We start from the raw sequence: 24,508 nt of genomic DNA on the forward strand, positions 1-24,508 counted from the left end.
GAGCCGAAGTCATGAGCCAGAACGTATACCAATTTATTGATGTCAACCGAGTGGACCCGGCAAAGAAGCCGCTCACCATTCGTAAGATTGAATTCGTAGAGATTTATGAACCGTTTACCAAACAGCAAGCCACCGCTCAGGCGGATCGCTGTCTGGATTGCGGCAACCCGTACTGTGAGTGGAAATGCCCAGTACACAACTACATTCCTCAGTGGCTGAAACTGGCCAATGAGGGCCGCATTCTCGAGGCAGTGGAGTTGTCACACCAAACCAACAGCCTACCCGAAGTGTGCGGCCGTGTGTGCCCACAAGATCGTCTGTGTGAAGGGTCGTGTACACTGAACGCCGATTTCGGCGCCGTGACCATTGGGAACGTTGAAAAATACATCACCGATACAGCCTTTGAGATGGGTTGGAAACCGGACATGTCCAACGTGGAATGGACGAATAAGAAAGTCGCCATCATCGGGGCTGGCCCGGCAGGGCTTGCCGCGGCTGACGTCCTCGTTCGCAACGGTGTGAAACCGGTGGTGTACGATCGTTATCCTGAAATCGGTGGCCTGCTGACGTTTGGTATTCCGTCATTCAAATTGGAAAAAGGCGTGATGGAAAACCGCCGCCGCGTATTTAGCGAAATGGGGGTCGAATTCCGCCTCAATGTTGAAGTGGGCAAAGATGTTCAACTGCAACAACTGATTGACGAATACGATGCGGTGTTCCTTGGCGTGGGCACCTACAAATACATGCGTGCGGGTCTGGACAACGAAGACGCGCAAGGCGTGTACGATGCGCTGCCATTTTTGATCTCCAACACTTACAAAGTGATGGATCTGCCGTCGCCAGAGCGCTTCATCGACATGGCCGGCCAGAAAGTCGTGGTGCTCGGTGGCGGTGACACCGCGATGGACTGTGTGCGCACGTCGATTCGTCAAGGAGCCTCACGCGTCGTGTGTGCTTACCGACGCGACGAAGAGAACATGCCTGGTTCTCGCCGTGAAGTGAAGAACGCCAAAGAAGAAGGCGTGGAGTTCATGTTCAACCTGCAACCGCTGGGCATTGAAGTGGATGCATCCGGTCAAGTGACGGGCGTGAAAGTGGTGCAAACCGCCTTGGGTGAACCGGATGACGCAGGTCGCCGCCGCCCAGAACCGGTTGCAGGCAGTGAACACGTGCTAGAAGCCGATGCGGTGATCATGGCATTTGGTTTCCAACCACACCACATGAGTTGGCTGGAACCGTTTGGCGTCGAACTGGATCAATGGGGCCGCATTAAAGCGCCGCTCAGTCAGGCATTTAAGTTCCAAACCAGCAATGAGAAAATTTTTGCTGGCGGTGATGCCGTGCGCGGTTCAGATTTGGTGGTGACCGCCATCGATGAAGGACGCAAAGCAGCGGAAGGCATCATGGATTACCTCGAGGTATAAAATCCGTGACCTAACTTCACGGTTGAGCAAAAGGATTCATCAACGATGAATCCTTTTTTCATTTTCGGCCTATAATTGTCACCAGTTGTAACGTATTGACATGACAGAGGAATAAATCGATATGCTGACCACCTCTGCTCACTCTGAATTCCATAAGGCAGCATGCATGTTAAAAACTGTAACCCTATCGATGGCTGTGGTCCTGCTAAGCGGCTGTAGTCAGGGAGTGGCTCCGATGACTGACCGCACCTACACCCTTTGTGGCGACAAGCCCAACTGCGTGTCGACCCAAGAGAATCGTGAGAAATTCACCCTCGCGCCGTTTATTCTGCGCCCCGGCGTGACGTTAGAGCAAATTGAGCGCGTGGCTCTGACCCTGCCCGGCGCGAAAACCGCCGACAAAGATGGCCCGTACTTACGCATCGAATGCACCACACGCATTCTGCGTTTTGTTGACGATCTGGAGCTGAAATTGACCGATGATCACCTACTCGTCCGCTCAGAATCGCGCGTCGGCTACAGCGACTTTGGCGTCAACCGCCGCCGCGCAGAAAGCCTGCGTGAAAAACTGGCCGAAGCAGGCATGCTGCGTCAACCATAACGCACACCGAACCTCGCGCAAACGACTCGGGTCGTGATAAACTTCGCCCTGATTTTTCGTAATTCAAAAAGAGACACTGCATGAAAATTGGCATCATCGGCGCAATGCAACAAGAAGTCGCCATTCTGAAAGACGCACTGAACAACTGTCAGGAAGTCAGCAAAGGCGGCTGTACTTACTATTCTGGCCAGCTGCATGGCGTTGACGTTGTGCTCCTGCAATCGGGGATCGGCAAAGTCGCCGCAGCCATTGGCACCGCGATCTTGCTCGATGAATACCAACCAGATGTGGTGATCAATACCGGGTCTGCGGGCGGTTTCGATGCAACCCTCAACGTGGGTGATGTCGTAATTTCAACCGAAGTGCGCCACCACGATGCCGATGTGACCGCGTTTGGTTACGAAATCGGCCAAATGGCAGGTCAACCTGCGGCCTTCCAAGCCGACGAAAAACTGATGGCTGTGGCAGAAAAGGCGCTGGAATCCATGGTCGGCAAACACGCGGTTCGCGGTCTGATCTGTACCGGCGATGCGTTTGTCTGCACTGCAGAGCGCCAAGCGTTCATCCGCGCAAATTTCCCATCCGTGATTGCGGTAGAAATGGAAGCCTCTGCGATTGCACAAACCTGTCACCAATTCCAAGTGCCGTTTGTGGTCGTGCGCGCGATCTCCGACGTGGCGGATAAAGAGTCCCCGATGTCGTTCGATGAGTTCCTGCCGCTGGCTGCGCAAAGTTCATCAGAAATGGTGAGCAAAATGGTTGAATTGTTGAAGTAACCGATACGCCCTCATGGACGAGATTTTTCACACGATCTATGCCAACGGTGCGCTCCTCGTCATGTGGGGCGCATTGTTGTTTCATCTGATCTTACCGATCCCGCGCGGCGCGCATCCAGTGACTTTGTGGCACAAGTTTGCGGAAATACTGGCGGACAAGGTCAATACCAACGCCAGTTATGCGCAAAGCCAGCTCTCCGGCACACTCGCTTGGCTACTGATGATATTGCCGGCACTGGTGGTATGCATTGCGCTGAAACCATTGGTGTGGCAACCGCAATTATTTGAGCTGGCACTGCTGTTGCTGGCGCTGGATTGGCGTAGCCAAGAGCAATTGGCCAATCGCATGGCCGCTGCACTGGCCAAAGAAGACAAAAAACTCGCGCGCAGCTTGTTGATGCCATACGTCAATCGCGACACCGCGACGCTTTCACCACTGGGCCTTGGCAAAGCGGGTGCCGAAACCATCATTATGGGCTTTGGCCGCAATGTGGTTTGCGTGTTGTTTTGGTATGCGCTGCTGGGAGGAATTGGGGCATTGATCTATCGATTAATGGTGGAATTGGCGCGCGCTTGGTCGCCATCGCGCCCACGTTTTCAACCATTTGGCCTACCGGTGATCCGCGCGGTCGCGGTGCTTGAATTCATTCCACTACGCCTGTTTAGCGTGCTGATCATTGCTGGGCATCACGCGGCACAAACGCTACACCGAACGCTGCAACAAAGCCGCTCATGGCCACTGCCTGGCCCCGCTTGGCTGCTATGCGCCGTGGGCAACAAACTCGAACTGTCACTCGGTGGTCCGGCAATTTACGGCGAACAAAAAGCCGTTCGCGTCAAAATCGGCGGCCGCATCGCCCCTTCTGCTATTCATTTATCCCAACTGCACAGGCTACTGGCTTGGCGAATTTTCGCTTGGATCCTGATTGAAAGCCTGTTGCTGGTTGTGATTTATCGAGGAGTTTAAATGCGCCTTTGGACGCTGACGCTACTATGCTTCACCTCTATCTCCTATGCGGCGCACCCCGTGCAACGAGTCATCAGCCTCGCGCCACATGCCACCGAACTGGCTTTTGCTGCCGGGCTGGGTGACAAGCTGGTCGCGGTGAGCGAATACAGCGATTACCCGCCGCAAGCGCGTCAGATCGAAAAGGTATCCAACTACCAAGGCGTCAAAGTTGAACGCATTGTGGCGCTGAAACCAGACTTAGTGATCGTCTGGCCTGAAGGCAACCCGGCACGTGAATTAGACAAACTGAAACAACTTGGTTTGCCTCTGTATGAGTCCAACACGCGCACGCTGGACGACATTGCCACCAACATCGAACAGCTCAGCCAATACGCCGACGATCCAACCATCGGACAGCGTGCCGCCGACGACTTTCGCCACCAATTGACAACGTTGCGTGCGCAATACGCCGATGCCAAGCCCGTGCGTTACTTTTACCAGTTGAGTGAAAAACCGATCATTACACTTGCGCAAGGCAGCTGGCCCAGCGAGGTCTTTCGTTTTTGTGGCGGAGAGAACGTGTTTGAGCGCAGCCCAAGCCCTTATCCGCAAGTCGGGTTGGAGCAAGTTCTGCTCGCGCAACCCGAGGTGATCTTCACCTCCGAGCATGCCATCGACAACGGCAACATGTGGCAGCGCTGGCAAGCACAGCTTCCAGCGGTCAAACAGAACCACGTCTGGGCCTTAACATCGGATTGGTTAAACCGCCCCACCCCCCGTACACTCAATGCGATTCAACAAGTGTGTCATTACTTCGATCAGGTGCGAAAATAAGTAACAGATCGAACAAAAATCTCGTACAATTTGCGGCCAATTTTGCCCATGACTGACTTAACTGAGCGATACACACTTTGGATACTTCACTGCTCTATCTGATCGATATGTTCGGTACCGCTGTTTTTGCTATCTCCGGCGTTTTGCTTGCTGGCCGTCTAAAAATGGACCCATTCGGCGTCATCGTTCTGGCCAGCGTCACCGCGATCGGCGGCGGAACCATTCGTGACATGTCGCTTGGTGCCACCCCCGTATTCTGGATTAAAGATCCCACCTATCTGTGGGTCATTTTCATCACTTGTATTCTGACCATGCTGATCGTGCGCCGCCCTAAACGTCTGGCGTGGTGGATCCTGCCGGTGTGTGACGCAATTGGTTTGGCGGTATTTGTCGGCATCGGTGTCGAAAAGGCACTTATTTATCAAGAATCATCGCTGATCGCGATCATCATGGGCGTCATTACTGGGTGTGGTGGCGGGATCATTCGCGACGTATTGGCCCGTGAAATTCCGATGGTACTGCGCAGCGAAGTTTACGCAACAGCCTGCATCATTGGCGGCGTGTTCCATACCACGGCATTGGCGATGGGGTATGACAGCTCGACTGCATTTATTTCTGGCGTGTTATCCACGCTGATCATTCGCCTGGGCGCCATTCGTTGGCATTTATCACTGCCCACCTTTGCCATTACTCGCTAAGTTTGATTTAGGCCGCTCCATGCGGCCTTTTTTATATCTCCCCACGCATTCCTCTCCTGCTTTCAGCCTTCTTTCTCTGGTTGGCACTTTGTCGACGGCCTTCTTCTGTTGCACGAAAAATACACCAAAATGAGATCATTGATCACAGAAATACGATCATCAAACAGATAAATAAAGTTTTATGTTTACTTAATGGCATTTTGAACTAGTTTAATAAACAAATAACTTTACTTAATAGCCATGGAGGCAACGATGCAAGCTTATGTCGAACACGCCAACATTACGGTCGCCGATATCGATCAGGCGATTACGTTTCTACAAACCGCGTTGCCCGATTTCAAGATTCGCCATCAGGGGAAGCAGGACTATCGCTGGTGCCATATTGGCACAGAGCAGACGTACATCGCGCTACAGGAAGTGCAAAACCGTACAGAGGTGGATCGTATGCCTTACCGGGATGTGGGCATCAATCATGTCGGTATCGTGGTCGATGATGCCGAAGCGGTGAAGCAGCGCCTGTTGGCAGCGGGGTATCAACTCAATGAGCTATCCGAGAACAACGAGTATCGTCATCGGGTCTATTTTTTTGATCCCAGCGGGACGGAGTGGGAATTCATTGAGTATTTTTCTGACGATCCTGCCCAACGAAACCATTATCCCGCTTAATCACTCATCAATATCAGGACCAAATATGAAACGCATTGCAATTGTTTATTTTTCTCAAGATGGTGCGACTCGCTTGCTGGCTCAGCACGTCGCGGAAGGCGCTCAACACCAGGGCGTAGAAAGTATCACGTTAGAGATCAAAGCCACTGACATCGTGGCCGGCCGATACCAGAATGACGCGTTATTTCGCCAGTTGTTGGCATGTGATGCCATCGTCTTCGCGAGCCCAACCTATATGGGCGGACCCGCCGCTCAGTTCAAAGCATTTATGGATACCAGCAGTGACGGTTACGCCAACAAGTTGTGGCGCAACAAACTGGCGGGCGGCTTAACCATGGGTGGCAGCGTCAATGGTGAGCAACAGCAGACGCTGTACAGTTTCGTCACGCTTGCCTGCCAACACGGCATGATTTGGGTCGGGCTGGATGTCTCCAAACACACCGATTCCCGTGGTTTGAATCATACAGGCTCAAGTATTGGTGTGGTGGCGAGCTACCTTGATAACACCTCTCAGGTGAACCCGAACGATCTGGCCACGGCATTTTATTATGGTGAACGCATGGCCTCACTGCTCAATCAATAGGAGGGCCTATGTTACAAATCCTGATTTATCGACTGGTGCTGGCGCTGCTGGCACTCAACCAACGTCAGCAACATCAGCTCTGCCAGCGCAAGTTTCATCACTGGCTCAGCACCCGCGATCATCTGCCCGCGTATCTGCAGCATGATATAGCGCTGAATGCGGCCAGTGCTCTCGATGAGTGTCAGCAGCAAAGCACAGCGCGCCATCGCCGGCAGTTACGCGCCGTGATTCGAAGCCTCAAACCGTGTGGCTGTTAAATGGGCAGAAGTGAAGTACAATGACTGTCATCTATTCCCATTTGTCATTGGAACGCCATGCTACTGGAAGGCATTGAGACCCTGCTGGTTCTCAGTAAAGAAAAAACCATGAGCCGCACAGGCAGCCAGCTGTACATCAGCCAGTCTGCGGTCAGCAAACGCATTGCGAATCTGGAAAAGAAACTGGGCAAGAAACTGATCGTTCCGTCAGGGCGCCACATTAAGCTCACCGCGGAAGCTGAGCAGTTAATTGCCAACATCGGACCGACATTCAATGAACTACGCGGCCTGATCTTTGAGCAGCAAACGCTGGAGGATGATACGCTGATTCGCCTCGACTGCTCAGAGACTCTGGTCGCGGGTTATCTGACTCAGGTGATGGGTGACTATCGCCAACGCGATCCCCATTTCACCATCACCACTCACCATACGCCGCGTATTGTGGAACACGTTCAATCGGGCAAAGCCACGCTGGGATTTTGCGCAGGCTATCTGCCGGGTAACCATGGGTTGATGACGCTGCATCTGTTCGATGAGCCGTTTTACATTGTCAGTCGCCAGCCACTGTCCGGCTTGCCCGATGAAGTGGTGACCAACGACTTGGCCAACCCGGCTAACACCTATCAGGCCGCTATCCTCGCCAGGCTTGGCATCAATCCGGTGATGGAAATGGACTCCTACACCGCATCCGCGCAGTTAGCATTGGGTGGTATGGCCCCAGCCCTCGTGCCCCTCTCCATCGTTAATGCGCTCAAAATCGAACCGCAATATTGCTTTGACTTTGCCGAATTAGCGCCGCTGTTTCGCCCAATTCACATTTGTGTCCGGGCGACTAGCTACCGCTCACCGCGTGTCAGAACATTGATAGAAACGATTGTGAATGCTGTTCCCACAGCAGTTTAAGTGCCATCAGCATCGACATGGTGATCACCAGCGGGCGAATCCATTTGTGGCCTTTGGTGACCACGACTTTCGCACCCATGCGAGCACCGATAAAACCACCGACCGCCATCGTCAGACCAATTTGCCAAATCGGCAGGCCAGCAATCAAAAAGAAAGTCAGTGCAGCGATATTGGAGGTGAAGTTCAACACTTTGGTACGCGCGGTCGCATCCACCAGACTAAAATGGCCTAACACCACAAAACAGACCGTAAAAATGGAGCCGGTTCCTGGCCCGAAAAAGCCATCATAAAAACCGATACCACCACCAATACATAACGCGAACAGCGCTTCCGGCAGTGGCTTTTTACCCGAGTCGGCACGGGTTTGCGGGGCCAGTAGAAAATAGAGAGAAATGGCGATCAGCAGCAAGGGAATCAAGCTGGTCAGTAGTGAGGCATCAAACTGTTGCACCAGTTCTGCGCCAATAGCCGAACCGACAAAAGTACACACAATCGCTAGGCGCATCTCTTTAAGACTGACAATGCCATTGCGCACAAAATACCATGTGGCCGAAAAGCTACCAAAAGAGCTTTGCAATTTATTGGTCGCCAGCGCCTGAGTCGGTGGCACGCCTGCGGCTAACAAGGCCGGTAGCGTTAACAAGCCCCCGCCGCCTGCCATCGCATCAATAAACCCGGCCACACCGGCAACCAAAAACAACAATCCTAAAACTTCTATTGAGACTTCCATGAACGTCCACATCACCCACAACTAAAAAACACAAACTAGCATTGGCTTTGCGGTGATAACAGTGAATTGAAAGAAAACAATTCATTCCAATTATTCATCAATAAAAAAGAGCAAACCACCTCGGCGGCGGTTTGCTCGTTCAGACAGTCGATCGTAAGGACTTAATTTACGTTGGACTACAGATTATTTGGGAAATCGGCTGGCAACTCGCTGGCTGCACAGTTGATCACCTCGTCATTGTCACGGCCACAATCACGCACGAAGGTGATGGTCGCGAACTCGTCGATCACTTCAGTTGGGTACGCTGGACCGGCATCGCGGTACGCTTCCATTTGAGGAATGTGATCGTTTTGGAAACAAACGGTTTTTTTCGGATCGTTGATAATCCAACGTGGGAAGAAAATCGTACCGTGGAACACGTTGTCAGCCAGGTTGATGATCAAACTCACATCCGTACCGGTTGGCTCTGTCCACGAAATTTTATAAACATCTTGGGCCACTGGCACCAGATAGATGCGTTGTGATTTCACCCAACGATTGCCGACGATACCACTGTGGATACGGTAATCCATGGTTGTTTCGTTTTTCACGTAAACTTCGTAATTCCAACCATTGTCATAAGTGTACACCAAGTGTTTACCAACGATGCCGCTCAAATCATTTTTATCAAACATCTTAATTTCTCCTGTATCTTGTCAACACAGACACTATAACCTATGATTTTTTTATTAAAAAACGCGTAATTTTGATATTAACTATCCAATAATTTTATATGTTTAAAACCAACCTAGAACAATGGGCATTGCTGAGAGCCGTCATCGAACACGGCAGCATTGCCAAGGCGGCTGAGCAGCATTTTCGTAGCCAACCCGCCGTCAGCTATCAACTCAACCAATTGCAAGACAAGTTGGGATTTCCACTGTTGGAACTCAAAGGACGCAAACTGGAGTTAACGCAATCAGGTCAGGTGCTGCTCGAGCAAGCAAGCGTGCTGCTCGACAACTGGCAATTGCTAGAGGAAAAAGCAGTCGCAGTGAAAAACGGCGAACGCACCGTCATCAGTTTGGTGGTGGATAGTTTGTTTCCCAAATCCTGCCTGTTTGACGCCTTTGAGCAGTTCCATCAACGGTTTCCTCACACGCACATTCACTTGAAAGAGACCGTTCGAGATGAAGGCATCGTCCACATCCATCAGCAAGAGGATGAGTTGTACGTCATCAGTTTGGGTCAAGATATTGCATTGCCGAAAGAGAAAATGTTGGATGTGCCCGTCATGCTGGTTGCCCACCGTGACCATCCGATCTTTTCCTATCGCGAGGAGCTGCGCGCAATGAAGCTGGCAGACTACCCCACCATACAAGTGGTGGATAAACACCATCAACAGGGTGAACGCCCAACGCATTATCAGGAGTCGTGGTACTTTACCTCAATCACCTCAGCCGTTGCCGCTATCACCAACAAGCTTGGATGTGGCTGGCTGCCAGCCAGTGAGATTCAACAACAACTCAGCGATCAAACCCTTCGCCCGATTACTGAACATGAATCTTACCGCCGCATCACCTCCATCTATGCTGTCAAAAATCCGAAGGTCGAACACGATGCCTGTATTCAGGCGTTAGCGGAACTGCTCAAAACGGCCGTCAGCTCACGCCAGCAGAAGATGTAAGCCGAGCAAAACACAGCTTGCTGAGAACAGAGCATAAAAAAGCCCGCTCAACTTGAGCGGGCAATGAGGTTGTCAGATAAGCCGAAGGCTTTCCGATCGTAATGTGTTACGCCAAACTTGCTTTCACTTGCGCGTGCAGCTCTTGCACTGACGTCACGCTCGCTTTTGCATCGGCAGTATGCGACATACAGGTTGCAAACGCCGCGTTCAGCGTCGTGGTGTAGTTCACTTTCTCAGCCAGTGCGCCGCGGCGCAGAACTTTCGAGTCTTCAATCGCCTGACGGCCAGCTGCCGTGTTGACGATGTAGGTGTACTCGTTGTTCTTGATGCGGTCAAGAATGTGCGGACGACCTTCGTGTACCTTGTTCACCAGACGTGGGTTAATACCCGCTTCGCCCAGAATCACAGCGGTGCCGTGCGTCGCATCCAGTTTGTAACCCAGTTTCACCAGTTTAGAAGCCAGGTCAACCACACGCTCTTTGTCACCTTCGCGAACCGACAGCAGTGCACGGCCACCTTCAGGGTAGACGTTGCCACAGCCCAGTTCCGCTTTCGCGTATGCTTCTGCAAATGTGGCACCCACGCCCATCACTTCACCGGTTGAGCGCATTTCAGGGCCAAGCAGCGGGTCAACACCCGGGAACTTGTTGAATGGCAGCACCACTTCTTTAACCGAGTAGTATGGTGGAATGATTTCTTTGGTAAAGCCTTGCTGTTCTAGCGTTTGACCTGCCATCACGCGCGCAGCGATTTTCGCCAGCGGCGCGCCAGTCGCTTTCGACACAAACGGTACGGTACGCGCAGCACGAGGGTTCACTTCAATCAGGTAAACTTCGTTGTCTTTAACCGCAAACTGCGTGTTCATCAGGCCGCGAACGCCCAATTCCATCGCCAGTTTCTCAACCTGCTCACGCATCTTGTCCTGAATTTCCTGACTGAGCGTGTAAGCGGGTAGCGAACAGGCGGAGTCACCCGAGTGAACACCGGCTTGTTCGATATGTTCCATGATGCCGCCAATCACGACGCGTTCGCCGTCACAGATAGCATCCACATCCACTTCCGTTGCGTCATCTAGGAAACGGTCCAGCAGAACCGGAGATTCGTTCGATACGCTCACCGCTTCGTTAAAGTAACGGCGCAGGTCAGATTCGTCATAAACGATTTCCATCGCACGACCGCCCAACACGTATGAAGGACGAACCACCAGCGGGAAGCCGATTTCACGCGACTTTTCAATCGCTTGTTCAATCGCCGTCACGGTTGCGTTTTGTGGTTGTAGCAGACCCAGACGGTCGACCGCTTGTTGGAAACGCTCACGGTCTTCAGCACGGTCAATCGCATCAGGGCTGGTCCCAATGATTGGCACACCTGCTGCTTCCAGCGCACGCGCCAGTTTCAGCGGCGTCTGACCGCCGTATTGCACGATGACACCTTTTGGCTTTTCAACGCGCACGATAGACAGGACATCTTCCAGAGTCACTGGTTCGAAGTACAGACGGTCTGACGTGTCGTAGTCGGTCGAAACGGTTTCAGGGTTACAGTTCACCATGATGGTTTCGTAACCGTCTTCACGCAGTGCAAGTGACGCGTGTACACAGCAGTAGTCGAATTCGATACCCTGACCGATACGGTTTGGACCACCGCCCAGAACCATGATTTTGTCTTTATCGGTTGGATTGGCTTCACACTCGTCATCGTAAGATGAGTACATGTACGCGGTGTCAGAAGAGAATTCTGCCGCACAGGTATCCACGCGTTTGTAAACTGGGTGAATGTTGAACTGGTCACGCAGACGGCGGATTTCGCTTTCAGACACGCCCAGCAGTTTAGACAGACGAGCATCCGAGAAACCTTTGCGTTTCATGGCGCGCAGCACGTTTTCGTTCAAGCCCGCAAAACCGCCAAGCTTCACCTGCTCTTCCATTTTCACCAGTTCTTCAATTTGAACCAGGAACCAACGGTCGATGTTGGTGAGGTTGAAGATGCCATCAATCGACATCCCAGCACGGAATGCATCCGCGATGTACCAAATACGCTCTGCACCAGCTTCTTTCAGTTCGTAACGAATTTTGGTCAGCGCATCTGGTGCGTCTAAATCCACCATTTCGTCAAAACCGGTCGCGCCTACTTCCAAACCGCGCAGTGCTTTTTGCAGCGATTCTTGTTGGTTACGACCAATGGCCATCACTTCACCCACTGACTTCATTTGCGTGGTCAAGCGGTTGTTCGCGCCAGCAAATTTCTCGAAGTTAAAGCGAGGAATCTTCGTCACAACGTAGTCAATCGTCGGTTCGAATGATGCTGGTGTTGCGCCGCCCGTGATGTCATTCATCAGCTCATCAAGGGTAAAGCCAACCGCCAGTTTCGCTGCCACTTTGGCAATTGGGAAACCCGTTGCCTTAGAAGCCAAAGCCGAAGAACGAGATACACGTGGGTTCATCTCGATGATCACCATGCGGCCATCTTTCGGGTTGATACCGAACTGCACGTTCGAACCACCGGTTTCGACGCCGATTTCACGCAGAACCGCAAGAGACGCGTTACGCATCAGTTGGTATTCTTTGTCCGTCAGCGTTTGAGCTGGCGCCACGGTGATCGAGTCACCGGTGTGGATACCCATTGGGTCAAAGTTTTCAATCGCACATACGATGATACAGTTGTCCGCTTTATCGCGAACCACTTCCATTTCGTACTCTTTCCAGCCGATCAGCGATTCATCAATCAGCAGTTCGTTGGTTGGTGATAAGTCCAGACCACGGCGACAGATTTCTTCAAATTCTTCTTTGTTGTACGCGATGCCACCGCCGGTCCCGCCCATAGTAAAGGAAGGACGGATGATACAAGGGAAGCCCACCATATCCAGCACGCGGTACGCTTCTTCCATGGTTTTTGCTGTATCAGCACGTGGACACGCGAGGCCAATCGACTTCATTGCTTTATCAAAGCGTGAACGGTCTTCTGCTTTATCAATCGCGTCAGCGGTTGCGCCGATCATCTCCACGCCGAATTCAGCCAGTACGCCATGTTTTTCCAGCGCCAGAGCACAGTTCAGTGCTGTCTGACCGCCCATGGTTGGTAGGACGGCATCCGGACGCTCTTTTTCGATGATCTTGCGGACCACTTCCCAATGAATTGGCTCGATGTAAGTCGCATCTGCCATTTCTGGGTCAGTCATGATGGTCGCTGGGTTTGAGTTGACCAGAATAACGCGGTAACCCTCTTCACGCAGCGCTTTACACGCTTGCGCGCCTGAGTAGTCAAACTCACAAGCCTGACCGATAACAATCGGACCCGCACCCAGGATAAGAATGCTTTTAATGTCAGTACGTTTTGGCATTGTTTACTACTCCAAATTAAGCGCGGTGTTGTTTAATCAGTTCAATGAAGTGGTCGAATAGCGGAGCCGCATCGTGTGGACCCGGGCTTGCTTCAGGGTGGCCCTGGAAGCTGAATGCCGGTTTGTCCGTGCGGTGAATCCCTTGCAGCGAGCCATCAAACAGAGATTTGTGCGTCGCACGCAGATTCTCTGGCAACGTGTCTTCATCTGCGGCAAAACCGTGGTTTTGCGAGGTAATCATCACAACATTACGATCCAGGTCTTTTACTGGGTGGTTTGCACCGTGGTGACCAAACTTCATTTTCACCGTCTTCGCGCCAGAAGCGAGCGCCAGAATTTGGTGGCCAAGACAGATACCAAATACCGGAATATTTTTCTCGAGGAAGGTTTGGGTCGCTTCAATCGCATAAGTACATGGTTCTGGGTCGCCCGGGCCGTTTGACAGGAAGATGCCATCCGGATTCATCGCCAATACGTCTTCTGCAGACGTTTGAGCCGGAACCACCGTCAGGCGACAGCCGCGGTCCACCAGCATACGCAGGATGTTACGCTTCGCACCGAAGTCGTAAGCCACCACGTGGTATGGCAGTTCGCTCTCGTCTTTCACTTCAGGCAGGCCGCCTTCCAGCGTCCATGAACCTTGTTTCCATTCGTACGCTTCTTTGGTCGTTACCACTTTCGCCAAATCCATCCCTTTCAAACCAGGGAATTCTTTCGCTTTCGCCAGCGCCAACGCTTCGTCCAGATTGTCACCAGCCATGATGCAGCCATTTTGCGCACCTTTTTCACGCAGGATACGAGTGAGCTTACGCGTATCGATGTCAGCAATGCCGACAATGTTTTGTGATTGAAGGTAATCGGAGAGAGAACGTTCACTACGGAAGTTAGAAGCGAGAAGAGGAAGATCGCGAATCACAAGGCCTTGAGCATGAATCGATGATGATTCTTCGTCTTCGGCGTTGGTGCCGGTATTGCCAATGTGAGGATAAGTCAGGGTAACGATTTGCTGGGAATAGGAAGGATCAGTGAGGATTTCTTGGTACCCCGTCATCGAGGTATTAAAAACGACTTCACCGACGGAAGAACCATCTGAACCAATGGACACTCCGCGGAACACTGTCCCATCTTCTAGGACTAACAGTGCTGATTTACTCAAGACAACCTCCAGAATAAAAATGCAAAAATATTAAATTAAACTGCAAATTTGCCTTCCTTTTCGCGTTTATAGTTTGCTCTAGGGGGTTTCAGACAAATTGGCGGTATTCTAATGAGCGCCGTGACTTCTGTCAACATTCGTTCAAAAATAAAATTATTTTTTGGTAGGTTACAACTAAAAAAGCACGTAAAGGCACTAAAACTGCATGTTTTAGGCACTTTCAAACGATAGTTATGAATGCGCGAATAAAAAACAGTCAGTTTGGAAATTTTTTCCAGACAAATTCATTATTAAAAATCAGGCAAACGATAATCTGAGAAATTAAACTAAAAAAATATCGATTACATTTCAAATCACAAGCCAACGGCGAGAAAACCAAACAAAAGTCAGGGTTAAGTGGCGATATTTTACGAATAGATTTTTGAGGGGTTGGGACGAGATTTATAGAAACGCCGGAGTTACCCGGCGCATAATTATGTATTTATAGCTCATTAAGTCCGAGGACATCGGTCATGGTATAAAACCCAGCCGGTTTTTCGGCAAGCCAGATCGCAGCTTTGACCGCACCATTCGCAAAGGTCATGCGGTCAGTGGCTTTGTGGGTAATCTCCACGCGCTCACCGATGTCGGCAAACATGGCGGTGTGTTCGCCCACAATGTCACCGGCACGAATGGTCGCAAAACCAATCTCATCACGCGTCCGTTCACCGGTGATGCCTTCACGGGCGTATACCGCAACGTCGCTGAGCTTGTTGCCCATCGCATGCGCGATGGCTTCACCCATACCAATGGCAGTGCCTGACGGCGCATCCACTTTATGGCGGTGGTGCGCTTCGACGATCTCGATGTCGCAGTAATCCCCCATCACTTTGGCCGCTTTTTCGAGTAACTTAAAGACCAAGTTGACGCCTACGCTGTAGTTTGGCGCCATGACGATTGGCATCGTTTTCGCGGCTTCATCGATCAGCACGCGTTCGGCGTCGCTGAAGCCCGTGGTACCGATCACCAGTTTCTTACCGTGTTTTTGACACAGTTCGATGTTCGCCAGTGTACTGACGGGGGCGGTAAAATCGATGATGACATCAAATTGATCAATCGCTTGTTCTAGGTTATCAACCAGCGCGACATCAAAACGGCCTTCGCCACACAGTTCACCGACATCAACACCAACCAGTGATGATTCGGGGCGCTCAGAGCCTGCACCCACGGTCGCTTTAGGGTGATGGTGGGCAGCTTTAACCAGATTACGGCCCATTCGACCCGCCGCACCTGCAATCGCAATTCTTACCATTGCGTCTTCTCCATTTTCTTTTCGCACGTGCTCTCGCACGGAGTGTCCAACTTGTGTGTTTAAACTACCAACTATAAAGGGCTGTGGCTAGCACTTACGCGAACTCTTTCAGTACGCGCTCAAGCACCGGCACATTGGCTTCGGGGAAGGTGTAGTGCGCAAGATCTGCGATATTGACCCACTCGCCCTGCTGACCTTCACGTCCGTAGGGTTGATGGTTGAAATCGGTCACTAAAATGAAGTCGAACGTCAGCGACTTCTCGGGGTAATCGTATTCCAGATGTTGAAATGGCGTTTGTTGTGTCACTTCAATGCCAATTTCTTCGTCGAGCTCGCGCGCCATCGCTTGTTCAATCGACTCGCCCGCTTCGACTTTGCCACCGGGAAATTCCCAGAAACCACCTTTATGCAGGTTATCCGGACGCTTGGTGATGAAGATCTGCGACTTGTCCTGATTAAAAATAATGCCTGCCACAATGTGAATACGTTTCATAGTTAGGTCCTGTTGACTGAAATCTGTTTGTTTCTAATCGCAAGCCGACACAATGTCCAGATACTTGCGATAAAAAAAGAGCCGCCAGCGGCGACTCTTCTCTCAAGGTAACGGGATCAATCGATCTTACCGTGACACTGTTTGTATTTCTTACCGCTGCCACATGGACACGGTTCATTCCGACCCACTTTACGCTCGTCGCGCACCATCGGCTGGTGATCGTCGTCTTGCTCAGGTGAACCGTCGGCATTGGCGTGTTGCGCTTGCGCGTGGCGAGCAGCTTCTTCCGCTTGTGCACGGCGCTGCGCTTCCATACGCTCCACTTCTTCTTGTTGTTGGACGCGAACTTTTGACAGGATGGTGATCACGTCAGTTTTCAGCGACTCCAACAGGCCCTCAAACAATTCAAACGACTCGCGCTTGTACTCCTGTTTCGGGTTCTTCTGTGCGTAACCACGCAAGTGAATACCTTGACGCAGGTGATCCATAGCCGCCAAGTGTTCTTTCCACAACGTATCCAGCGTTTGCAGCATGACCGATTTTTCAAAGTTACGCATGACGGTTTCACCCACCGCCTCTTCTTTCGCTTTGTAGACCGTAACCGCTTGCTCAAGAATGCGTTCACGCAGCGCTTCTTCGTAAAGTTTGTCGTCTTCGTCGAGCCAAGTTTGCACTGGCAGCGGCAAATCGAAGTCGTTTTTCAGTCGCTCTTCCAAGCCCTGAATGTCCCACATGTCTTCCAGCGATTGCGGTGGAATGTATTCATCCATCACAGCTGTCAGCACGTCAATGCGGTTTTGTTCAATCATGTCGCTGATGTTTTCTGCGCTCATCAACTCATCACGCAGCTCATACACCACTTTACGTTGATCGTTGGCCACATCATCGTATTCCAACAGTTGCTTACGAATATCGAAGTTACGACCTTCGACTTTACGTTGCGCTTTTTCGATCGAACGTGACAGCATCTTACTTTCAATCGCTTCACCTTCGTCCATACCGCTTTGGATCAGACTCGCCATGCGATCAGAGGTAAAGATGCGCAGCAGCGTATCTTCCATCGACAGGTAGAAACGTGAAGAACCCGCATCCCCCTGACGACCCGCACGACCACGCAACTGGTTATCGATACGACGTGATTCGTGACGCTCTGTACCAATGATGTGTAGACCACCAGATTCCAAAACGGCATCGTGCACTTGACGCCATTCCGCTTTGATCGCGTCAATTTGCTCTTGCGTTGGGTTGTCGAGGCCTTCGACTTTCGTCTGCCAGCTGCCCCCCAGCACGATATCCGTACCACGACCCGCCATGTTGGTTGCGATGGTCACTGAACCTGGTTTACCCGCTTCAGCAACGATTTCCGCTTCTTTCTCGTGGAATTTGGCGTTCAGAACGTTGTGTTTGATCTTGGCTTGTTTCAGGGCGTTCGACAGCAGTTCCGATTTTTCAATCGACACCGTACCGACCAGCACAGGTTGGCCTTTCACCACGCGCTCTTTGATGTCTTCAATGATCGCCGAAAATTTCTCCGCTTCGGTGCGGTAAACCACATCCGGCATATCATTACGAATCATCGGTTTGTTGGTTGGAATCACCACCGTTTCCAAGCCGTAGATCGACTGGAACTCAAACGCTTCAGTGTCCGCTGTCCCTGTCATACCAGACAGTTTTTCATACAGACGGAAGTAGTTCTGGAAGGTGATCGATGCCAGCGTTTGGTTTTCGTTTTGAATCTTCACGCCTTCTTTGGCTTCCACCGCTTGGTGCAAACCGTCAGACCAGCGACGACCCGGCATCGTACGGCCGGTGTGTTCATCCACGATGACCACTTCACCATCATCCGTCACAATGTAATCGACGTTTTTCTCAAACAGTACGTGTGCACGCAGCGCGGCATTCACATGGTGCAGCAAGCTGATGTTGGTCGGTGAATACAGTGTATCGCCTTCCTCCATCAGACCGTTTTTCACCAACAGCTCTTCGACGAACTCCTGACCCGTTTCCGTCAGGTAAACTTGCTTGGATTTTTCGTCAACGGTGTAGTGACCGTCACCGCGGTACTCTTCTGAATCTTCTTTGTCTTGTTTTTGCAGATGTGGAATCAGAGTATTGATGCGAGTGTACAGCTCTGAACTGTCTTCCGCCGGGCCAGAAATGATCAGCGGCGTACGCGCCTCATCGATCAGGATCGAGTCCACTTCATCGACCACGGCAAAGAAACGCGCGCGTTGCACCCGATCTTCAGTGCGGAACGCCATGTTGTCACGTAGGTAATCGAAACCAAACTCGTTGTTGGTTCCGTAAAGAATATCGGCGCGGTACGCCTCTTTTTTCTCTTGAGGTGGCATGTTTGGCACGTTCACGCCCACAGTCATGCCCAAGAATTCAAACAACGCGCGGTTCGTTTCGGCGTCGCGTTTTGCCAAGTAATCGTTCACCGTGACGATGTGAACCCCTTTACCTGGCAGTGCATTCAGATAAGCAGGTAGAGTTGCGGTTAAGGTTTTACCTTCACCCGTACGCATTTCCGCGATTTGGCCTGCGTTTAGCACCATACCACCGATCAGCTGTACGTCGAAGTGACGCATACCAAACACACGTTTCGAAGCTTCACGTACAGTTGCAAAGGCTTCTGGAAGAAGTTGGTCGAGTGTTTCGCCTTGCTCAATACGTTGACGGAATTCAACGGTTTTGGCTTTCAGTTCTTCGTCAGAAAGCGCTTCAAATGCCGGCTCGTAGTTGTTGATCTCTTTTACAATCTTTCTCAAGCGGCGCAGTGTGCGGTCATTGCGACTGCCAATCACTTTTGTCAGTAGCTTAGTTATCATCTGTTGTGAATCTCTCTTTACTTAGATCTTCCCGATCTACTTTTACTGCCTTAAGTCTCTACCTAATTTCAACTAAGGATACTGAGGTAAGTCATGTATCTAGGGATATTGTGATGGTGATATTTATTTTCAAGGCACTAAATGAATTTAAGTGGCGCCTAGTTTAAGGAATTTTTGATGGAACAACCAATAACAATCCGGTTTGTTTGCATTCGGCTTAACATTTTGTGCGCTTCGCCGGATGTTGAGCGATTAAAAAAGCATCATTGGCCGCCTTTTGCGTCCCACGAGGCCTCACCATCAACGTTTTCGTCGCCGTGATTTGTGTATAGAATAGAGTCAGGACACACAGCCGATGAGCATTATGCGAGATCACCGACCCACCAATACCGAAGCGCTGATCGAGTCATCACGACTCAGTCAACTGCAGGAACACGCCAAAGAAATTTTGCAGCTCAATCAACTCCTCAAAACCCTGCTTCCTCGAGGGACCGAGCAGCACGTGCGCGCCGCCAATATTCGCGGCGGTCATTTGGTTTTGGAAGCAGCCAGCGCGGCGATCAAAATGAAGATCGATTACGATCGTCTATCCTTGCTCAACCAGCTTCGCGCGCATGGATTCGGTCGTTTGATCAGCATTGACATCAAGATCAACCCGGATCTTTATCGTCATCAACCCCGTTCAACGGCAAAACAGGAAGAGGCAAAAGCTCGCCCTCCCCTGACAGAACATGCCGCCCAAGTGTTGATGACCATTGCCGATAGGGCCTCACCCAAAGTGCGTCAGCGGTTAGAGAACCTCGCGAAACTCGCGAAAAAGTGACATAAAAAAAGCCAGACCGAAGTCTGGCTTTTTTCAATAATCTGTTCGCTTATGCGATAACCATGTTGGGTTCTGCGAATGCCACTGGCGAACCAGCTTCTTCTTCAAACGTTGCCCATTCCCAAGCTTCTTGATCTGCCAGCACTGCGCGCAGCAACTGGTTGTTCAGACCATGGCCTGATTTGTAAGCACAGAATTCACCCACAATCGCATGACCACACATGTATAGGTCACCAATTGCATCCAGAACTTTATGCGTCACAAATTCGTTGGCAAAGCGTAGGCCTTCTTCGTTCAGGATACGGTAGTCATCCAAAACGATGGCACAATCAAAGCTACCACCCAGACACAGGTTTTGTGACTGAAGGTATTCAATATCACGCATGAAACCAAAGGTACGAGCACGAGAGATTTCTTTCACAAAACCTTGTGAAGAAAAATCAAACACCAAGTGTTGCTCATCGCCGTCGATCGCTGGGTGGTTAAATTCGATTTCGAAATCCATTTTGAAGCCGTTGTGCGGGCGCAATTCTGCCCACTTATCACCATCTTCAAAACGCACCGGTTTCTTAATACGAATAAAACGTTTCGGAGTGTTCAACGTTTCGATGCCTGCTTGTTGCAGCAGGTATACAAATGGGCTCGCACTGCCATCCATAATTGGAATTTCAGGCGCATCCACTTCAACAATAACGTTGTCGATCCCCATCCCCGCCAATGCCGCATTCAGGTGTTCAACCGTTGAGATGCGAATGCCTTCATCATTCACCAGAGCGGTACACAACATGGTGTCGCGTACAGATTCTGGGTCTGCTGGAAAGTCCACAGGTGGGTTTACGTCGGTACGACGGTAAATAATACCAGTGTTTGCAGCAGCTGGGCGAAGAGTTAACGTGACCTTACGACCAGAGTGAAGGCCCACCCCAGTTGTTTTCACTATTTCTTTCAGTGTACGTTGTCTGATCATCTACTTGCCTCTAAATCGATGCCACAAAGCTCGGCCGGTAAAGTTACCGACCGACATCCTACCAGAATTTTGAACAGTGTCAAATTGTGGCGAGATCTTAATCAGCCTGACGACGCAAGAAAGCAGGGATGTCAAGGTATCCACTCTCTTTCTCTTGCTTAGGCGCAGTGCTTTGGCTTGCAGAGGAAGAGCTGCTTGACGCGGCCGGTGCCGGCTGTGTTTTCACTTCAACTCTTTCTTGCAAAGGTTGTGCCGCTTTCTCTTCCACTTTGGCTGCCGGAGCAACGGTTTGTTGTGGTTGAGTTGCTTGCACTGGCTTCGCTTTACCGCCTGCCACCAACGTAATATCTGGTTTGCGTTCGTTACCGATACCCGTTGCAACAACCGTTACGCGAATCTCGTCTGCCATGTCTGGGTCCAGAGATGTACCGATCACCACGGTCGCATTGTCAGAAGCAAACGCTTTAACAGTATTACCGACAGTTTCGAATTCATCCAGGCGCATATCCAATCCAGCCGTGATGTTCACCAGTACGCCGCGAGCGCCAGCGAGGTCGATGTCTTCCAAAAGTGGACTTGAAATCGCCATTTCTGCCGCTTCTTCAGCACGGTCTTCACCTTTCGCAACACCGCTACCCATCATGGCGTGACCCATTTCCGACATCACCGTACGTACGTCTGCAAAGTCGACGTTGATCATGCCCGGACGAGTAATCAGTTCTGCGATACCTTGTACTGCGTTCTTAAGCACGTCGTTCGCGCTGGCAAAGGCTTCAAGCAAAGTGATACCACGACCCAGTACTTTCAGCAGTTTTTCGTTCGGGATGGTGATCAAAGAGTCGACATGTTTCGACAGCTCTTCAATACCTTGTTCCGCAAACGAAAGACGTTTTTTACCTTCGAAGCTGAATGGCTTAGTGACAACAGCAACCGTCAGGATACCGAGTTCTTTAGCCACTTCCGCAATCACAGGAGCAGCACCAGTACCGGTACCACCACCCATACCAGCGGCGACAAATACCATATCGGCACCCATCAGCACTTCTTTAATTCGATCTTTATCTTCGAGAGCTGCGTCACGTCCAACTTGCGGATTCGCACCCGCACCTAAACCTTTAGTAATATCACCGCCGATTTGAATGACTGTGCTTACGCTGGTTTTACGAAGTGCTTGCGCATCTGTATTGATACTGATGAATTCCACGCCTTCGATGGATTCACGCACCATGTGTTCTACGGCGTTACCGCCGCCACCACCAACCCCAACGACTTTAATTACAGCATCGTCAGACATTTCCATCATCGGTTCAAACATGTGTTATCTCCGTTTTTCCTGCAACTCAGGTTAAAACTCTTTTTGTATCCAGTTACGCAAACGACCCAATAAGCCCGACATTGATTGGCGCTTTGGCTCTTGATATTCAGTATCGTCGTTAATTTGACTGTCTCTTGCGTAATGAAGTAAACCAACTGCCGTAGAATGATACGGCTCTTTAACGTAATCCGTCAGGCCACTCACCTCAAGAGGTTTGCCAACTCTGACTTGGTTGCGGAACACACGCTCCGCACACTCAACTAATCCTTCAATCTGCGCTGCACCGCCCGTTAAGACAATGCCGGCAGCCAAGTGGTGCTTGATGCCGTCTTTACGCAGTGTTTCCTGTACCGAGTCAATGGTCTGATTCACCAGCCCCATTAACTCAGTGTAGCGAGGCTCAATCACTTCCGACAAGGTTTGTCGTTGCAAACTGCGTGATGGGCGCCCACCCACACTCGGAACATTAACCGTATCATCCTTGCTTACTAACTCACTCAGCGCGCAGCCATATTTCACTTTGATCTCTTCGGCGTCGCTCACGGGAGTTCCGAAAGCAAACGCGATGTCACTGGTGACGGCATTGCCCGCATAAGAGAAGACTTCGGTATGTCGCAGTGCGCCACCAGTCCAGACGGCAATATCCATTGTCCCTGCACCAATATCGATCACGCACACACCAAGTTCGCGCTCATCTTCAGTGATCACGGCATTACTTGCCGCCAACCCTGAATACACTAACTGTTCAACTTTTAATCCGCAACGTTCTACGGCTTTAATGATGTTTCTTGCCATATCGTTGTGGCAAGTAATCAAATGTACGCTGACTTCCATTCGCACACCTGATAATCCTAAAGGATTTTTAATGCCTTCTTGATAATCAATCGTAAATTCTTGAGGAATCACATGCAAAATTCGCTGCTCTTCACCAATTTTGATTGATTTTGCGGTATGAATCGCCCGATCCATGTCGTCTTGCGACACTTCTTCATCGGAAATAGTTCCCATACCTTTTTCAATTCGGCTCGCAATGTGACGGCCGGAAATCGACAGAAACACATTGCTGATTTGGCATTCCGCCATCAATTCTGCTTGGTCAATGGCACGCTGAACCGATTTCACAACCGATTCCAGATCGTTCACGCCACCTTTATCCATGCCTCGGGAAGGACTGGTGCCCGCACCGATAATGTTTATCTGACCGTCTGGGAGAACTTCTCCCACTAAAGCTGATACGGTGGCGGTGCCGATATCCAGACCAACAATGATGTTGTCATTAGCAGTTTTAGTCATCTTTATTCTCTTGTGCTAACTCTTGTTCTGAGATCCAACCTACTGCGGCGCCTGTATCGTATCTGAGGTCAATGTAGCTGACTTTATCAGCGTCATTGCCCAACTGCTTATACAGTAGAAAAAACCGTGCTATCCGTTCGTCCAACGACTCTTTACCCAGTTCCAAGCGAATGCCGTTATCCAGAATAATCTGCCAGGCACGACGCTCATTCAGCAGTAACGACGAGATGTTACGACCGATGTTCTGAAACTGTGCGTTATATTCTCGCCAGACGTTTAACACTTCCGGAGCACTGCCATCTGGGCCATACAACTTCACGTGCTCGCCTTTCACCACGCCGATATCACCGTCAAAAACGATGCCATCGTCATCAAGTAAGGCATTGCCATTCCAAATCGCCTGCACTTGGTGCTCCGTTAAGAACACTTTTATCGTGTCAGGCCACTGTTTCCGAATGGATGCATGTGCAACCCAAGGAATGGACTGCACACTGCTTTGCAGCGCATCGATATCCTGAGACATAAAGGTGCCGATGTGCTCTAAGCGAGCAAACGAACGCTGAACATCCCGCGTTGACACGTATTGTAAGTCACCTTGCAAAACGATTTTAGAGAGTGGCAGACGCTGCTCATCCCACATCCAACTGATCGTCGAATACAACAAAAAACCAATCAACAACAACACCACCAGGAAAAAGCTGCCTCCAACGGCATGCTGTTTGACTAGTGGTGAACTGGATATTCGACGGCCTTCGGCTAACACGCTGTTTATCAAAGTCCGTTGATCCTGTTGGCGACTGGCAAATTGTTTCCCTATTTCATTTCGCAATAGAGGCAAAAGCACTGACTTTAACCTTTGGATTATACTGAGGTGTTAAAAAGTATCAAATACTCAAATACAGAAATTCGGTATTC

At 50.7% G+C, this 24,508-nt stretch carries 23 protein-coding genes; 12 read left to right on the forward strand and 11 right to left on the reverse strand.

All coding sequences use genetic code 11. The annotated features are described in order from the left end of the window. Positions 1-11: 11 nt before the first annotated feature. The 10 genes from ACF8PK_RS19935 to ACF8PK_RS19980 all read left to right on the forward strand — a co-directional run bounded on the left by ACF8PK_RS19935 (position 12) and on the right by ACF8PK_RS19980 (position 7,691). Entirely contained in the window at positions 12-1,424 is a 1,413-nt protein-coding gene (locus tag ACF8PK_RS19935) for an FAD-dependent oxidoreductase (RefSeq protein ID WP_392443243.1), read from the forward strand. A gap of 235 nt (positions 1,425-1,659) precedes the next feature. Next, positions 1,660-2,025 (forward strand): DUF1499 domain-containing protein, encoded by a 366-nt coding sequence (locus ACF8PK_RS19940; protein ID WP_238770430.1) that lies wholly within the window; start codon positions 1,660-1,662, stop codon positions 2,023-2,025. A gap of 80 nt (positions 2,026-2,105) precedes the next feature. Next, entirely contained in the window at positions 2,106-2,801 is a 696-nt protein-coding gene (gene mtnN / locus ACF8PK_RS19945) for a 5'-methylthioadenosine/S-adenosylhomocysteine nucleosidase (RefSeq protein ID WP_004724136.1), read from the forward strand. Between the two features lie 13 nt (positions 2,802-2,814). Further along, a complete protein-coding gene (locus ACF8PK_RS19950; protein ID WP_232658457.1) occupies positions 2,815-3,768 on the forward strand; it encodes a cobalamin biosynthesis family protein in 954 nt (317 codons plus the stop codon). After that, the gene (gene btuF / locus ACF8PK_RS19955; RefSeq protein WP_392443246.1) at positions 3,769-4,584 is read left to right on the forward strand and encodes a vitamin B12 ABC transporter substrate-binding protein BtuF; all 816 of its coding nucleotides are present in this window, start codon (positions 3,769-3,771) and stop codon (positions 4,582-4,584) included. A 77-nt stretch (positions 4,585-4,661) separates the two neighbouring features. After that, positions 4,662-5,282 (forward strand): TRIC cation channel family protein, encoded by a 621-nt coding sequence (locus ACF8PK_RS19960; protein WP_004724133.1) that lies wholly within the window; start codon positions 4,662-4,664, stop codon positions 5,280-5,282. 252 nt (positions 5,283-5,534) lie between these two features. Further along, positions 5,535-5,948 (forward strand): VOC family protein, encoded by a 414-nt coding sequence (locus tag ACF8PK_RS19965; protein ID WP_014205741.1) that lies wholly within the window; start codon positions 5,535-5,537, stop codon positions 5,946-5,948. Positions 5,949-5,973: 25 nt separating this feature from the next. After that, positions 5,974-6,531, forward strand: a complete 558-nt coding sequence (locus ACF8PK_RS19970) for a flavodoxin family protein (protein WP_004724131.1) — start codon at positions 5,974-5,976, stop codon at positions 6,529-6,531. A gap of 8 nt (positions 6,532-6,539) precedes the next feature. Next, positions 6,540-6,788: a hypothetical protein gene (locus ACF8PK_RS19975; RefSeq protein ID WP_004724130.1), complete on the forward strand. Its 249-nt coding sequence runs from the start codon at positions 6,540-6,542 to the stop codon at positions 6,786-6,788. A 57-nt stretch (positions 6,789-6,845) separates the two neighbouring features. Continuing rightward, on the forward strand, positions 6,846-7,691 hold the full coding sequence (locus tag ACF8PK_RS19980) for a LysR family transcriptional regulator (protein WP_004724129.1): 846 nt from the start codon (positions 6,846-6,848) through the stop codon (positions 7,689-7,691). Here the strand turns inward: ACF8PK_RS19980 and ACF8PK_RS19985 are convergent. After that, complete coding sequence (locus ACF8PK_RS19985; RefSeq protein WP_392443251.1) at positions 7,642-8,421, reverse strand: TSUP family transporter; 780 nt, start codon at positions 8,419-8,421, stop codon at positions 7,642-7,644. The genes ACF8PK_RS19980 and ACF8PK_RS19985 overlap by 50 nt on opposite strands. Positions 8,422-8,597: 176 nt before the next feature. After that, complete coding sequence (locus tag ACF8PK_RS19990) at positions 8,598-9,095, reverse strand: phenolic acid decarboxylase (RefSeq protein WP_199244825.1); 498 nt, start codon at positions 9,093-9,095, stop codon at positions 8,598-8,600. Positions 9,096-9,193: 98 nt separating this feature from the next. Between ACF8PK_RS19990 and ACF8PK_RS19995 the strand changes: the two genes are divergently transcribed. Beyond that, the gene (locus ACF8PK_RS19995) at positions 9,194-10,087 is read left to right on the forward strand and encodes a LysR family transcriptional regulator (protein WP_392443253.1); all 894 of its coding nucleotides are present in this window, start codon (positions 9,194-9,196) and stop codon (positions 10,085-10,087) included. Positions 10,088-10,193: 106 nt separating this feature from the next. Here ACF8PK_RS19995 and carB read toward each other — a convergent pair whose 3' ends face one another. The 5 genes from carB to secA all read right to left on the reverse strand — a co-directional run bounded on the left by carB (position 10,194) and on the right by secA (position 19,195). Then, a complete protein-coding gene (carB, locus tag ACF8PK_RS20000; protein ID WP_004724121.1) occupies positions 10,194-13,424 on the reverse strand; it encodes a carbamoyl-phosphate synthase large subunit in 3,231 nt (1,076 codons plus the stop codon). 16 nt (positions 13,425-13,440) lie between these two features. Then, complete coding sequence (carA, locus tag ACF8PK_RS20005) at positions 13,441-14,580, reverse strand: glutamine-hydrolyzing carbamoyl-phosphate synthase small subunit (protein WP_055465897.1); 1,140 nt, start codon at positions 14,578-14,580, stop codon at positions 13,441-13,443. Between the two features lie 481 nt (positions 14,581-15,061). After that, the gene (gene dapB, locus ACF8PK_RS20010; protein ID WP_004724117.1) at positions 15,062-15,871 is read right to left on the reverse strand and encodes a 4-hydroxy-tetrahydrodipicolinate reductase; all 810 of its coding nucleotides are present in this window, start codon (positions 15,869-15,871) and stop codon (positions 15,062-15,064) included. Positions 15,872-15,965: 94 nt separating this feature from the next. Further along, positions 15,966-16,364, reverse strand: coding sequence for an 8-oxo-dGTP diphosphatase MutT (gene mutT, locus ACF8PK_RS20015; protein ID WP_004724115.1), 399 nt, complete (start codon positions 16,362-16,364; stop codon positions 15,966-15,968). 116 nt (positions 16,365-16,480) lie between these two features. Further along, positions 16,481-19,195: a preprotein translocase subunit SecA gene (gene secA / locus ACF8PK_RS20020; protein ID WP_392443257.1), complete on the reverse strand. Its 2,715-nt coding sequence runs from the start codon at positions 19,193-19,195 to the stop codon at positions 16,481-16,483. 364 nt (positions 19,196-19,559) lie between these two features. On the opposite strand from secA, the gene ACF8PK_RS20025 reads away from it, so the two are divergent. Beyond that, on the forward strand, positions 19,560-20,018 hold the full coding sequence (locus ACF8PK_RS20025; RefSeq protein WP_038150650.1) for a DUF721 domain-containing protein: 459 nt from the start codon (positions 19,560-19,562) through the stop codon (positions 20,016-20,018). 49 nt (positions 20,019-20,067) lie between these two features. On the opposite strand, the gene lpxC is transcribed toward ACF8PK_RS20025, so the two are convergent. The 4 genes from lpxC to ACF8PK_RS20045 all read right to left on the reverse strand — a co-directional run bounded on the left by lpxC (position 20,068) and on the right by ACF8PK_RS20045 (position 24,368). Further along, positions 20,068-20,985 (reverse strand): UDP-3-O-acyl-N-acetylglucosamine deacetylase, encoded by a 918-nt coding sequence (gene lpxC / locus ACF8PK_RS20030; protein WP_014205749.1) that lies wholly within the window; start codon positions 20,983-20,985, stop codon positions 20,068-20,070. A 97-nt stretch (positions 20,986-21,082) separates the two neighbouring features. Next, the gene (ftsZ, locus tag ACF8PK_RS20035) at positions 21,083-22,300 is read right to left on the reverse strand and encodes a cell division protein FtsZ (RefSeq protein ID WP_004723755.1); all 1,218 of its coding nucleotides are present in this window, start codon (positions 22,298-22,300) and stop codon (positions 21,083-21,085) included. Positions 22,301-22,330: 30 nt separating this feature from the next. Next, positions 22,331-23,593, reverse strand: a complete 1,263-nt coding sequence (gene ftsA, locus ACF8PK_RS20040; protein ID WP_004723757.1) for a cell division protein FtsA — start codon at positions 23,591-23,593, stop codon at positions 22,331-22,333. Then, on the reverse strand, positions 23,586-24,368 hold the full coding sequence (locus ACF8PK_RS20045; protein ID WP_038150565.1) for a cell division protein FtsQ/DivIB: 783 nt from the start codon (positions 24,366-24,368) through the stop codon (positions 23,586-23,588). Before ACF8PK_RS20045 ends, ftsA begins: the two co-directional genes overlap by 8 nt. Positions 24,369-24,508 lie beyond the last annotated feature (140 nt).

The organism is Vibrio sp. CJQ_6 (genome assembly GCF_043106745.1).
In the GTDB taxonomy this organism is placed as follows: Bacteria; Pseudomonadota; Gammaproteobacteria; order Enterobacterales; family Vibrionaceae; genus Vibrio; species Vibrio furnissii.

Bases quoted from the DNA above. Each gene is read 5' to 3' on its own strand.
- ACF8PK_RS19970 (WP_004724131.1), top strand. From the start codon at position 5,974: ATGAAACGCATTGCAATTGTTTATTTTTCTCAAGATGGTGCGACTCGC.
- mutT (WP_004724115.1), bottom strand. From the start codon at position 16,364: ATGAAACGTATTCACATTGTGGCAGGCATTATTTTTAATCAGGACAAG.
- ACF8PK_RS19940 (WP_238770430.1), top strand. From the start codon at position 1,660: ATGACTGACCGCACCTACACCCTTTGTGGCGACAAGCCCAACTGCGTG.
- ACF8PK_RS19985 (WP_392443251.1), bottom strand. From the start codon at position 8,421: ATGGAAGTCTCAATAGAAGTTTTAGGATTGTTGTTTTTGGTTGCCGGT.
- ACF8PK_RS20025 (WP_038150650.1), top strand. From the start codon at position 19,560: ATGCGAGATCACCGACCCACCAATACCGAAGCGCTGATCGAGTCATCA.
- ACF8PK_RS19975 (WP_004724130.1), top strand. From the start codon at position 6,540: ATGTTACAAATCCTGATTTATCGACTGGTGCTGGCGCTGCTGGCACTC.
- dapB (WP_004724117.1), bottom strand. From the start codon at position 15,871: ATGGTAAGAATTGCGATTGCAGGTGCGGCGGGTCGAATGGGCCGTAAT.
- lpxC (WP_014205749.1), bottom strand. From the start codon at position 20,985: ATGATCAGACAACGTACACTGAAAGAAATAGTGAAAACAACTGGGGTG.
- ACF8PK_RS19965 (WP_014205741.1), top strand. From the start codon at position 5,535: ATGCAAGCTTATGTCGAACACGCCAACATTACGGTCGCCGATATCGAT.
- ACF8PK_RS19950 (WP_232658457.1), top strand. From the start codon at position 2,815: ATGGACGAGATTTTTCACACGATCTATGCCAACGGTGCGCTCCTCGTC.
- ACF8PK_RS19990 (WP_199244825.1), bottom strand. From the start codon at position 9,095: ATGTTTGATAAAAATGATTTGAGCGGCATCGTTGGTAAACACTTGGTG.
- btuF (WP_392443246.1), top strand. From the start codon at position 3,769: ATGCGCCTTTGGACGCTGACGCTACTATGCTTCACCTCTATCTCCTAT.
- ftsZ (WP_004723755.1), bottom strand. From the start codon at position 22,300: ATGTTTGAACCGATGATGGAAATGTCTGACGATGCTGTAATTAAAGTC.
- ACF8PK_RS19980 (WP_004724129.1), top strand. From the start codon at position 6,846: ATGCTACTGGAAGGCATTGAGACCCTGCTGGTTCTCAGTAAAGAAAAA.
- mtnN (WP_004724136.1), top strand. From the start codon at position 2,106: ATGAAAATTGGCATCATCGGCGCAATGCAACAAGAAGTCGCCATTCTG.
- ACF8PK_RS19995 (WP_392443253.1), top strand. From the start codon at position 9,194: ATGTTTAAAACCAACCTAGAACAATGGGCATTGCTGAGAGCCGTCATC.
- ftsA (WP_004723757.1), bottom strand. From the start codon at position 23,593: ATGACTAAAACTGCTAATGACAACATCATTGTTGGTCTGGATATCGGC.
- secA (WP_392443257.1), bottom strand. From the start codon at position 19,195: ATGATAACTAAGCTACTGACAAAAGTGATTGGCAGTCGCAATGACCGC.
- ACF8PK_RS19935 (WP_392443243.1), top strand. From the start codon at position 12: ATGAGCCAGAACGTATACCAATTTATTGATGTCAACCGAGTGGACCCG.
- carB (WP_004724121.1), bottom strand. From the start codon at position 13,424: ATGCCAAAACGTACTGACATTAAAAGCATTCTTATCCTGGGTGCGGGT.